The 12,449-nt window shown below is 44.6% G+C and carries 12 protein-coding genes; all 12 read left to right on the top strand.

The annotated features are described in order from the left end of the window. Window positions 1-89 precede the first annotated feature (89 nt). The gene (purE, locus tag NSA57_RS10425; protein ID WP_022066472.1) at window positions 90-590 is read left to right on the top strand and encodes a 5-(carboxyamino)imidazole ribonucleotide mutase; all 501 of its coding nucleotides are present in this window, start codon (window positions 90-92) and stop codon (window positions 588-590) included. A 32-nt stretch (window positions 591-622) separates the two neighbouring features. Next, a complete protein-coding gene (gene purM, locus NSA57_RS10420; protein ID WP_022066471.1) occupies window positions 623-1,648 on the top strand; it encodes a phosphoribosylformylglycinamidine cyclo-ligase in 1,026 nt (341 codons plus the stop codon). Next, window positions 1,642-2,268 (top strand): phosphoribosylglycinamide formyltransferase, encoded by a 627-nt coding sequence (purN, locus tag NSA57_RS10415; protein WP_257464791.1) that lies wholly within the window; start codon window positions 1,642-1,644, stop codon window positions 2,266-2,268. Before purM ends, purN begins: the two co-directional genes overlap by 7 nt. 14 nt (window positions 2,269-2,282) lie before the next feature. Then, on the top strand, window positions 2,283-3,557 hold the full coding sequence (gene purD / locus NSA57_RS10410; protein ID WP_022066469.1) for a phosphoribosylamine--glycine ligase: 1,275 nt from the start codon (window positions 2,283-2,285) through the stop codon (window positions 3,555-3,557). Between the two features lie 12 nt (window positions 3,558-3,569). After that, window positions 3,570-4,763, top strand: coding sequence for an FprA family A-type flavoprotein (locus NSA57_RS10405; RefSeq protein WP_022066468.1), 1,194 nt, complete (start codon window positions 3,570-3,572; stop codon window positions 4,761-4,763). A gap of 45 nt (window positions 4,764-4,808) precedes the next feature. Then, on the top strand, window positions 4,809-5,591 hold the full coding sequence (locus NSA57_RS10400; protein ID WP_243873705.1) for an SseB family protein: 783 nt from the start codon (window positions 4,809-4,811) through the stop codon (window positions 5,589-5,591). Between the two features lie 129 nt (window positions 5,592-5,720). Next, window positions 5,721-6,092 carry a GntR family transcriptional regulator gene (locus tag NSA57_RS10395; protein WP_022066466.1) on the top strand — a complete coding sequence of 124 codons (372 nt, stop codon included), beginning with the start codon at window positions 5,721-5,723 and terminating at the stop codon, window positions 6,090-6,092. Between the two features lie 24 nt (window positions 6,093-6,116). Next, window positions 6,117-8,591 (top strand): ATP-dependent Clp protease ATP-binding subunit, encoded by a 2,475-nt coding sequence (locus NSA57_RS10390; RefSeq protein ID WP_257464790.1) that lies wholly within the window; start codon window positions 6,117-6,119, stop codon window positions 8,589-8,591. Between the two features lie 193 nt (window positions 8,592-8,784). After that, a complete protein-coding gene (locus NSA57_RS10385) occupies window positions 8,785-9,195 on the top strand; it encodes a hypothetical protein (protein ID WP_022066464.1) in 411 nt (136 codons plus the stop codon). Then, a complete protein-coding gene (gene radA, locus NSA57_RS10380) occupies window positions 9,189-10,568 on the top strand; it encodes a DNA repair protein RadA (RefSeq protein ID WP_022066463.1) in 1,380 nt (459 codons plus the stop codon). The genes NSA57_RS10385 and radA overlap by 7 nt, the downstream gene beginning before the upstream one ends. 11 nt (window positions 10,569-10,579) lie before the next feature. Beyond that, window positions 10,580-11,236 carry an HAD family hydrolase gene (locus NSA57_RS10375; RefSeq protein ID WP_147599885.1) on the top strand — a complete coding sequence of 219 codons (657 nt, stop codon included), beginning with the start codon at window positions 10,580-10,582 and terminating at the stop codon, window positions 11,234-11,236. A 253-nt stretch (window positions 11,237-11,489) separates the two neighbouring features. Further along, window positions 11,490-12,221: a class I SAM-dependent methyltransferase gene (locus NSA57_RS10370; RefSeq protein WP_173752707.1), complete on the top strand. Its 732-nt coding sequence runs from the start codon at window positions 11,490-11,492 to the stop codon at window positions 12,219-12,221. Window positions 12,222-12,449 lie beyond the last annotated feature (228 nt).

Raw genomic sequence — 12,449 nt, 5'->3', positions numbered from 1 at the left:
AATATTTCTTTTATGGAATTTTATTGACACAAAAATAGAATCTTAGTAGAATCAACCTGGAACAGATTGAAAATTAAGGAGGCCTACCAATGAAAAAAGTTGGAATTGTAATGGGAAGCGATTCAGACATGCCGGTTATGAGCAAAGCAGCGGCAATTCTTGACAAGCTGGGAGTGGAGTATGAGATGAAGATCATCTCCGCGCACAGAGAACCGGATGTATTTTTTGACTATGCAAAGAGTGCAGAGGAAAGAGGATTTAAGGTGATTATTGCAGGTGCGGGAATGGCAGCTCATCTGCCGGGAATGTGCGCGGCGATTTTCCCCATGCCGGTAATCGGTATTCCGATGCATACTACCTCTCTGGGAGGACGTGACTCTCTTTATTCCATCGTACAGATGCCGTCCGGAATCCCGGTTGCCACGGTTGCCATCAATGGCGGCGCAAATGCAGGACTTCTGGCAGCAAAAATTCTGGCAACCTCAGATCCTGAGCTTCTTGCGAAATTGAAAGAATACAGCCAGGAGCTGAAAGAGCAGGTAGAAGCCAAGGACGCAAGACTGCAGGAAGTAGGCTATCAGAATTATTAATTATTAATAAAAGTAAATACTGGGAGGATATTATGGATTATAAGAACGCAGGTGTTGATATAGAAGCAGGCTATAAGTCAGTGGAGCTGATGAAAAAGCACATTGCAAAAACAATGAGACCCGAGGTTTTAGGCGGAATCGGCGGATTTTCAGGAGCGTTTTCCATGAGTGCATTTAAAGATATGGAGGAGCCTACTCTTGTTTCCGGAACAGACGGATGCGGAACAAAGGTAAAGCTTGCCATGGTTATGGACAAGCATGACACCATTGGAATCGATGCAGTGGCAATGTGCGTCAACGATATTGCCTGCGCAGGGGCAGAGCCTCTGTTTTTCCTGGATTATATTGCATGCGGCAAGAATTATCCGGAAAAGATCGCAGAGATCGTAGGCGGTGTGGCAGAAGGCTGTGCACAGTCCGGAGCAGCTCTGATCGGCGGAGAAACAGCCGAGCATCCGGGACTTATGCAGGAGGATGAGTATGACCTTGCGGGATTCGCAGTAGGCGTGATCGATAAAAAAGATCTTCTTACAGGGGAAGAGCTGGAAGCCGGTGACGTTCTGATCGGTATGGCGTCCACAGGTGTTCACAGCAATGGATTTTCTCTGGTGCGTAAGGTATTCGATATGACAAGAGAGTCTCTGGACACTTATTATGATGAACTGGGAACAACTTTGGGCGAGGCTCTTCTTGCCCCGACCAGAATTTATGTAAAAGCTCTGAAGAGCGTGAAAGAAGCGGGCGTGCGCATCCATGCATGCAGCCATATCACAGGCGGCGGTTTCTACGAAAATGTTCCGCGTATGCTGAAAGAGGGTACAAGAGCAGTGATCGAAAAAGACAGCTATCCGGTTCTTCCTATCTTTAAGCTTCTTGCAGAAAAAGGAAACATTGAAGAAAAAATGATGTACAATACCTACAACATGGGTCTTGGAATGGTTCTTGCAGTAAAACCGGAAGACGTGGACAAAACAATGGAAGCAATCCGCAAAGCAGGAGATACTCCATATGTGGTAGGACGTATTGAAGCCGGCGAAAAGGGTGTGGATTTATGTTAAGACTTGGCATTCTGGTATCCGGAGGGGGCACGAATCTTCAGGCCATTCTGGATGCGCTGGATCAGGGAGTGATCACCAATGCCGCTGTTTCAGTAGTGATTAGCAACAACTCCGGTGCCTATGCTCTGAAAAGAGCAGAGGACCGGGGGATCCCGGCTGTTTGTATTTCTCCGAAATGCTATGACAACAGAGAGGAATTCCATAAAGCTCTTCTGGCGGAGCTTCAGAAAAAACAGGTAGATCTTGTGGTTCTTGCAGGTTATCTGGTTGCGGTTCCTCCAATGATCGTGGAGGCATATCCAAACCGTATCATTAATATCCATCCTTCTCTGATCCCGTCTTTCTGCGGAACAGGGTTTTATGGACTGCGCGTTCATGAGGGAGTTCTGAACAGAGGCGTAAAAATAACCGGAGCCACTGTGCATTTTGTAGATACAGGCACAGATACAGGTCCGATCATCCTTCAGAAGGCCGTTGAGGTACAGCAGGGAGATACTCCGGAAGTACTTCAGCGCCGGGTAATGGAAGAGGCAGAATGGAAGATCCTTCCGGAAGCTATTGACCTGATTGCAAATGGAAAGGTCAGTGTTCAGGACGGAAAGGTTCAGATCAGCAGATAAGGAGGAAATACCTGATGAATATACTGATTGTAGGAAGCGGCGGAAGAGAACATGCAATTGCATGGAGCGTGGCAAAAAGCCCGAAAGCTGACAAAATTTACTGCGCACCCGGCAATGCGGGAATTTCCCAGTATGCAGAGTGCGTAAATATCGGAGCTATGGAATTTGAGAAACTGGCGGATTTTGCCCAGGAACATAGCATAGATCTGACGATCATTGGAATGGATGACCCGCTGGTAGGAGGCGTTGTAGACGTATTTGAAGAGCGCGGTCTGAAGGTGTTTGGCCCACGTAAAAATGCGGCTATTCTGGAAGGCTCCAAGGCGTTTTCCAAGGATCTTATGAAAAAATATAATATTCCCACTGCCGGATATGAGAATTTTGAGGATTCTGAAAAGGCTCTGGAATATCTTCGTACACAGGCGAAATTCCCTGTTGTTCTCAAGGCGGACGGACTTGCTCTTGGAAAGGGCGTTCTGATCTGCAATGATCTCGCTGAGGCGGAAGCCGGAGTAAAGGAGATCATGGAGGACAAAAAGTTCGGAAGCGCCGGAAATACTATGGTCATTGAAGAATTTATGACAGGAAGAGAAGTCTCTGTGCTTTCTTTTGTTGATGGAAAGACCATCCGTACCATGACTTCCGCTCAGGATCACAAACGCGCCATGGACGGAGACCAGGGACTGAATACAGGCGGAATGGGGACCTTTTCTCCAAGTCCGTTTTATACGGAAGAGGTAGATGAATTCTGCCGGAAATATATTTATCAGCCGACAGTAGATGCTATGGCGGCTGAGGGACGTCCTTTTGTGGGAATTATTTTCTTTGGCCTGATGCTGACTCCGGACGGACCCAAGGTTCTGGAATATAATGCCCGTTTCGGTGATCCGGAAGCACAGGTAGTGCTGCCTAGAATGAAAACAGATATCCTTGAGGTAATGGAGGCCTGTGTAAACGGGACTCTGGATCAGACAGAACTTGAATTTGAGGATAATGCGGCAGTCTGCGTGGTTCTTGCCAGCGAAGGCTATCCGGTAAAATACGAAAAAGGCATTCCTATGTCCGGATTTGAGAAGTTTGAGGACAAAGAAGGATATTATTGCTTCCATGCGGGAACAAAGCTGGAAAACGGTCAGATCGTCACAAACGGAGGACGTGTTGTGGGAATTACTGCCAAGGGTAAAGACCTGAAGGAAGCAAGAAAGAACGCATATGAGGCGACCGAATGGATTCAGTTTGCCAACAAATATATGCGCCATGATATTGGAAAAGCCATTGATGAGGCGTAAGGAGGAAACAACGTGTATTGTGTAAAAAAGATAACAGAGGATATGTACTGGATCGGCGCCAGCGACAGAAGACTGGAGCTGTTTGAGAACGTATATCCGATCCCAAAAGGAGTTTCCTATAATTCCTATGTGATCCTGGATGAAAAAACCGTTCTTCTTGATACAGTAGATCATTCTGTGTGCTCACAGTTCCTTGAGAATTTGGAGCATGTACTGGACGGCCGTACTCTGGATTATATTATTGTGAATCACATGGAGCCGGATCACTGCGCTTCTCTTGCAGAAGTTGTGATTCGTTATCCGGAAGTGAAATTTGTGGGAAATGCAAAGACATTTACCATGATGAAACAGTTTTTTGATTTTGACGTAGATAACCGTGCAGTTGTGATCAAAGAGGGAGATACCATTTCCACAGGAAAACACACCCTTGCATTTGCCATGATCCCAATGGTTCACTGGCCGGAGGCTATGGTAACTTATGATGCTTATGATAAAGTTCTTTACAGTGCAGACGCCTTTGGAACCTTTGGCGCGCTGAACGGAAATATTTTTGCAGACGAGCTGAACTTTGAGGCAGAGTGGCTGGAAGAAGCCAGAAGATATCTTACTAACATTGTAGGTAAATACGGAGCTCAGGTTCAGTCTGCCCTGAAAAAAGCAGCAGCTCTTGATATTGAAATGATCTGCCCACTTCACGGCCCGGTATGGAGAGAAAATCTGGGCTGGTTTATTGATAAATATCAGAAATGGAGCACCTACACACCGGAGGATCATGCGGTTCTTATTGTGTATGCTTCTATTTACGGAAATACAGAGAGCGCAGTGAATGTTCTGGCCGGGAAGATTTCTGATGCAGGAGAAAAGAACATTGCAATGTATGATGTGTCCAAAACAGATCCGTCCTATATTCTGGCAGAAGCATTCCGTTGTGACAGGATCGTATTTGCCTGCCCTACTTACAATGCAGGACTTTTCCCGAAAATGGAAACCCTTCTTTCAGAATTGAAAGCGCATAATTTCCAGAACCGTAAAGTGGCTGTGATCGAAAACGGTACCTGGGCAATTTCTGCAGGAAAACAGATGAAAGAGATTCTTTCTTCCATGAAAAACATGGAGATTTATGACAATACTCTTACTGTGAAATCTTCTCTGAAGAGGGATCAGATGGAGGAACTTGACGGAATCGTAGAATTCCTGATGAAATAAAAAGGAGTATCTGTTCCTCTGTGCCCCCGGGGCCGGAGACAGACAATGGAAAGGACAACAAGAATGGGAATGAGTGTAGTAGACGCAGTGAAGGAAATTCAGGCCAGAGACAGCATCTTTGTGGCATATTCTCAGGTGACAAAGCTTCCTTATGTGACCTGCGCAGAAGAGACTTATAATGATCAGGCATGGTTTTTTGCCGAGGAAGAGACACTGAAGGAGTTTGGCAAAAAGAAGCTGGATGATAAAATACTGCTTATGGGAATGAAATATGAGAAAAAGGATTTCCCGAGAATGTACGGCCTTCTTTACGCTGTTGGTGTAAATTCCCTGGTGTGGAATAACGGAAGTGAAGAGATTGAAGTGGATCTTGACAAAATTGTGCGTCAGCCGGATCTCAGCAAGGTCGAGCCGGAAAAAAGACCTCTGATCAACGCAACGCTTCAGCTTTCCGGTATTTATTTTATGCAGGAGCTGCGCCGTCCGGTAAAACCGGAGGAACACAAAAATATCCGGGAACTGGAAGAAGAGCTGATCGCAAATCTGAGAAAATCAGAATTCCTTGTTGCCATGGACCGCAGTGAGGAGGATCCGGCAAAGGTAAATATTCCGTATCTGAAAAATAAAGAAGGAAAAATTCTTCAGCCTGTTTTTTCAGATGTGCTGGAATACGAAAAATTTGCCAGAGGCAAAAAGCTGAGGATTGCAAAAATACCTTTTGTGAAGCTTGCTGATATTATGATCCAGCAGGCGGAGGCGCTTGTTATCAATCCAATGGGATTTAATCTGATTTTAAACAGAGAACAGTTAAAAAAGATCATCGGTTAAATGTAATACAGAAAGAGGCGGCTGTGAGGCTGCCTCTTTTCAACTGTGGAAAAGACACGGAAAATAACTGTTTTCAAAATATGCGAGATGTGCTAGTATATGTGTAACACGATACGAGGAGGCTTGAATATGGTCATAGAAATAGATTTTAACAGTGACGAGGCCATCTATGTTCAGCTGATGAACCAGATCATCCTTGGGATCGCTACATCAAGACTTCAGGAGGGAGATACTCTGCCTTCTGTGAGACAGATGGCAGATACCATAGGCATTAATATGCATACAGTCAATAAAGCCTATACACTTCTGAAACAGGAGGGGTTTGTGTCCATTGACAGAAGAAGAGGTGCTGTGGTGGCCATTGATGTAGATAAGATAAAAGCTCTGGAGGAAATGAAACAGAATCTTGTGGTAGCGCTGGCAAAGGGCTGCTGCAAGGAGGTTTCCAGACAGGAAGTACATCAGCTGATTGATGAGATTTTTGACGATTACGATCTGTAAAGGATCAGAAACGAGGAGGAATTTATGCAGGAAAAGTTTACCAGACAGGCTGTAAATGCTCTAAAGCTTGCCAGAAGCACGGTACAGTCCTGTAAGCATACGTATATAGGCACAGAACATATTCTGGTGGGACTTTTAAAGGAAAAGGAGGGGACTGCGGGAAGAATTCTGGAAGAATTCGGTGTGGAGCAGGAAAGGCTTCAGGAGCTGATCGGGAATCTGATCGCTCCTTCGGAAGTTCTGACCATGGAAAGAGTGCCGGAGTACAGTCCAAGGGCTCAGAGGCTTCTTGACAATGCCGGAAAAGAGGCTCAGATGCGGAGGGCGGATCAGGCAGGCACTGAACATATACTTCTTGCCATGCTGAAGGAAACAGAGTCCGTTGCCACAAGACTTCTGTATACAATGGGAGTCAATATCCAGAAACTGTATGCGGCAGTTCTGGCTGCTATGGGCTGCGACCAGGAAGCTATTGCGGAGGAGATGCAGGCATCCAGGAATCTGAAAGATAAAAAAGGAACAGGAACTCCTTTTCTTGATCAGTACAGCCGGGATCTTACAGCAATGGCTGCTGATGGAAAGCTGGACCCTGTTGTGGGAAGAGACAGGGAGATCGGACGGCTGATCCAGATTCTGAGCCGCAGAACAAAAAATAATCCATGTCTGGTTGGAGAACCGGGAGTGGGAAAAACTGCTATTGTAGAAGGTCTGGCCCAGAAAATTGTGTCCGGAATGGTTCCGGATACTGTAAAAGAGAAACGCGTGGTAGTGCTGGATCTTTCCGGAATGGTAGCAGGCAGTAAATACAGAGGAGAATTTGAAGAGCGCATCAAAAATGTAGTAAATGAAGTGCGGGAAGACAGAGGAATCCTTCTTTTTATTGATGAACTTCATACGATTATCGGCGCAGGAGGCGCGGAGGGCGCCCTGGATGCATCTAATATCCTGAAGCCGTCTCTGTCCAGAGGAGAGATTCAGCTGATCGGAGCTACCACTCTGGAGGAATACAGGAAATATATTGAAAAGGATGCGGCTCTGGAACGGCGTTTCCAGCCGGTAACTGTAGAGGAACCTTCAGAGGCGGAAGCTTTGGAGATTCTGAAGGGGCTTCGTCCTTACTATGAAAAGCACCACAGAGTTAGTATTGAGGACAGCGCTCTGGAGGCGGCAGTGCAGATGTCTGTCCGTTACATCAATGACCGTTTTCTTCCGGATAAGGCCATTGATATTATCGACGAGGCAGCAGCAAAAGTGCGCCTGAAAAGCTACCGGACAGCAACAAAGACAGATGGCCTTGAAAATATGCTGAAAGAGCTGCTGGAAGAGAAAGAGGAAGCCATCCGCCAGGCAGACCTTGAAAAAGCCAGAGAGATTCAGAGCCGCCAGAGGGAAGTGGAACAGGAAATTAAAAAATACCGCGCCAGAGAAGAACGGAAAAGTCAGAAGAAGAGTCTTACAGTAACAGAAGCTTCCGTGGCGGATATTGTTTCCGATTGGACCAAGGTACCTGTACAGAAGCTGACAGAAAGTGAATCAAAGAGGCTGGCTCATCTGGAGGGGATTCTCCATAAACGGGTGATCGGCCAGGAGGAGGCTGTAAAAGCAGTTGCCCAGGCGGTGAAACGCGGACGGGTAGGTCTGAAGGACCCCGGACGTCCCATTGGGTCTTTCCTGTTTCTGGGACCTACAGGCGTAGGAAAAACAGAGCTTTCCAAGGCGCTTGCAGAGGCTGTATTCGGAAGCGAGCAGGCTATGATCCGCATAGACATGTCGGAGTACATGGAAAAGCACAGCGTCTCAAAAATGATCGGTTCTCCGCCGGGATATGTGGGATATGACGAGGGAGGACAGCTCAGCGAAAAGGTGCGCAGAAATCCTTACAGTGTAATCCTTTTTGACGAAATCGAAAAAGCCCATCCGGATGTATTTAATATTTTACTTCAGGTACTGGATGACGGACATATTACAGACGCTCATGGACGGAAAGTGGATTTTAAGCAGACCATCATCATCATGACCTCCAATGCGGGAGCTCAGGCTATTATTGAGCCAAAAAAACTTGGATTTATGTCAGGTGATAATGAGAAACAGGATTATGAGCGGATGAAATCAAATGTAATGGAAGAAGTGCGCCGCCTGTTTAAACCGGAGTTTTTGAACCGTATTGACGAGATCATGGTATTCCATACCCTCAATAAAGAGCACATCCGTAAAATTGTGGGGCTTCTTCTTAAAAATCTGGAAAAACGGTGTGAGGAGCAGATGGATATACGGCTGAAGATCAGCGATTCTGCCAGGGCTTATCTGGCAGAGGCGGGATTTGACAGTAAGTATGGAGCAAGACCTCTCCGCCGGGCAATACAGACAAAGCTGGAGGACAGTCTTGCAAATGAAATTCTGGAGGGAAGAATCCGAAAAGGCGATACGGTAAAGGTTCAGCTTCATCAGAAACAGCTTCGGTTTATTCCTGTTCCTGCAGAAAAAGCAGACAAAAAGTAAATATAAAAAAGATATTAAATCTTGGTTAGGATACTGTTCAAAAAATTGTGAAAATGTTATAATAAGAATAATCAGCAGGAAAGGAACGAAGCATCCTTTTGCCTGATTATTCAGTATCAGGATACATGATTCTGAAGGGTTATTCTATATCCAAAGATAATACAACAGAGAATCTCAGGGAGGACATAAGATCATGGCAGTAGTAAAAGAACTGATTCGTACAGAGGAAAACGGAAGCATCAGCTTTGGTAATTATGAGCTGGCTCAGAAATCCAAAGTATCAGATTTTCAGCATCAGGGGGATGTTTATAAAGTAAAAACGTTTCATGAGATCACCAAGCTGGAAAGAAACGGTATGTTTGTTTACGAATCTGTACCGGGAACTGCAGTTTATAATCTTTTGCAGGACGGTTCAACCATGAGCTTTCAGGTAGAAGGTGCAGAGGATGCACAGATTACCGTAGAAATGGAGGCTGACACAGAGTACGATATTACCATTAACGGCGCAGATGCAGGTACAATGAAAACAAATCTTGGAGGCAAGCTTTCTTTCAGCGCTGAGCTGGGTGATGCTGTGGCAGAAGTGAAGATCAAAAAATGCTAAAAAATAAAAAAGTTGTTTATTTTTGTCAGGAATGCGGATATGAGTCTTCTAAATGGATGGGCCAGTGCCCGGGCTGCAAAGCCTGGAACACCTTTGTAGAAGAGGCTGTTTCCACAAAAAAAACGTCGTCTTCCGGCAGCCGGACTATGGCGCAGGGGCAGAGACCGGAGCCTGTAAAACTAAAAGATATACGGATTTCAGAGGATGAAAGACGGCTGACAAAGATTGGAGAGCTTGACAGAGTACTCGGGGGCGGTATCGTTCCCGGGTCTCTTGTTCTGGTGGGTGGAGATCCGGGAATCGGAAAGTCCACCCTTCTTTTGCAGGTATGCAGAAATCTGTCTCTGTCAGGAAGCTCAGTGCTTTATATTTCCGGGGAGGAGTCTTTGCGTCAGATCCGTCTCAGAGCAAACCGGATCGGAGAATTTAATGAAAATCTGCAGATATTCTGTGAGACGAATCTGGAAACTATCCGGGAAGTAATTGAGAGAAAGAAGCCGGACATGGTGGTTATTGACTCTATTCAGACTATGTTTCACGAGGATATCAGTTCTGCGCCGGGCAGTGTTTCTCAGGTCAGGGAATCCACGAATATACTGATGCAGATCGCCAAAGGACTTGGGATTTCTATTTTTATTGTAGGTCATGTGACAAAAGAAGGAAACGTAGCAGGTCCAAGAGTTCTGGAACATATGGTAGATACAGTGCTTTATTTTGAAGGTGACCGTCATGCGTCTTATCGGATCCTCCGGGCTGTAAAAAACCGTTTCGGTTCTACCAATGAGATCGGTGTATTTGAAATGCGGGGAACCGGTCTTGAGGAGGTTAAAAATCCTTCGGAATTTATGCTGAACGGAAAGCCTAACGGCACTTCCGGTTCTATTGTAGCCTGCTCCATGGAAGGAACAAGGCCTATTCTTGTGGAAATCCAAGCCCTTGTGTGTCAGAGCAATTTTGGTATTCCAAGAAGAACGGCAGTGGGAACGGATTTTAACAGAGTGAATCTTCTTATGGCTGTTCTTGAGAAAAAAGTGGGGATTCATCTGGCTTCCTGTGATGCCTATGTAAATATCGCAGGAGGAATGAAGATGACAGAGCCTGCTATTGATCTGGGGATTTCCCTTGCAGTGGTATCAAGCTGCAAAGATATTGTGATTCCGGATTCAGTTCTTGCTTTTGGGGAAGTGGGCCTAAGCGGAGAAGTCCGGGCAGTCAGTATGGCTGCCCAGCGTGTGTCGGAAGCGAAAAAACTGGGATTTACCACAGTGATCCTTCCCAAGGTATGCCAGTCCTCTATGGAAAAAACAGAAGGTATGAATCTGGTTTATGTAGAATGGATACAGGATGCCATCAGGTACATCATGAAAGGCTGAGGGGAAGGAAAATGATAAAACTGGAAGCAGTGATTTTTGACATGGACGGTGTGATCTTCGATTCGGAAACCCTTGTGATCCGTACATGGAAGCAGGTTGCGGATAAATATGGAATACCGGATGTGGAAAAGGTATGCATGCAGTGCTTGGGCACCAACCATGAAGCAACCGTAAAAATATTTCAGAAACATTATGGGCAGGATTTTCCTTATGAAATTTATAAAAAGGAAATGGCTGCTCTCTTTCATGAGCAGGCAGCAGATGGCAGGCTTCCGAAAAAACAGGGAGTCTGTGAGCTACTGGAGTTTTTAAAGACTTCCGGTATTAAAACGGGCCTTGCTACGTCTACCAGGGAAGAAGTAGTAAAGCGGGAGCTTTCGGAAGGCGGTCTTTTACAGTACTTTGACGTGATTGTTTGCGGAGATATGGTAAAGAGAAGCAAACCGGAGCCGGACATTTATCTGGAAGCCTGCGCAAGACTTTGTGTAAAGCCGGAAAACTGTTATGGAATAGAAGATTCTTATAATGGGATCCGTGCGGTAAAGGCAGCAGGGATGCATCCGATTATGGTGCCTGATCTTGCGAAGCCTACAGAAGAAATGGAAAGACTTTCGGAATGTATTCTGCCGTCACTGCATGAAGTGAAGAAATACTTGGAAAATAAGTAAATATACAAGTCTTTGTAAAAGTATTTGGAAATTATTTGGAGCCTGTTATGGCAGCCAAAATAATATCTGAATACTTTTTACTTTAAGATGTAAACTGTAATAGAGAATAGCCTTGTAATTGTTTCTGATTGTATTTGCCCGTTCTTGAGTCTGCTTATTGGATTTACAAATAAATAGAGAAGAATTTTGCGAACATTTTTAAATTGGCTCATTTACAGGAATTATAATATTTTTGGCAGAGAGGAACAAAATTGTGAAAGAGAATAAGTATGATGAACAAAAATTTTTTATGAAATACAGTGAAATGGAACGCTCAAAAAAAGGGCTGCAGGGAGCCGGAGAGTGGACGGAATTACAGAAAATTCTACCAGATTTTAAAGATAAAAAAGTTCTGGATTTAGGCTGTGGATATGGGTGGCATTGTAAGTATGCGGCAGATCAGGGAGCAAGTTCTGTTTTGGGAACAGACATCTCTCATAAAATGCTGGAAACAGCGAAGCGGAAAAACAGTGATGACCGGATTACATATCAATGCAGCGCAATGGAAGATTTGGAATTTCCGGCAGAAACATTTGACATTGTGATCAGTTCTTTGGCATTTCATTATGTGAAAGAGTACGAACAATTAATGAAACGTATAGTCATGTGGCTGAAACAGGGAGGAGAACTTGTTTTTTCTGTGGAGCATCCTGTGTTCACCTCCTATGGAACACAGGACTGGTATTATAATGCTGATGGAAATATTCTTCATTTTCCTGTGGACAATTATTATTATGAGGGGGAAAGGAATGCAGTATTTCTGGGGGAGAAGGTTACAAAATATCATAGAACTATGACTACGTATATAAACAGCTTACTGGAAAATGGATTCATGCTGGAACATTTTGTGGAACCGAAGCCTCCAAAGGAGATGATGAATCTGAAAGGAATGAAAGATGAAATGAGGCGGCCGATAATGTTTCTTATATCAGCAAGGAAAAAGTAGAAAACCGTCATTTGCTTAGAAATTGTTTGGAAACTATAAAGAAGCAGATTGAAAAGGTTGCAAAGGTTCTGTTTCCCTTAATGGTAATACAGTGAAACACATCTTTTTATTTTTTGTATTATTTGAAAAAAACAGTTGACAGAGGCGAAAAAAAGTGGTAAATTAATCTGGCTGTCACAAAGAAATGATTCTTTTGAAGAAACAACTTGAAAAACTTTGAAAAAAGTC

The sequence above is a fragment of the Blautia caecimuris genome, assembly GCF_024622975.1.
GTDB lineage: Bacteria > Bacillota > Clostridia > Lachnospirales > Lachnospiraceae > Blautia_A > Blautia_A caecimuris.
This window is presented reverse-complemented; position numbering and strand designations above follow the sequence as displayed.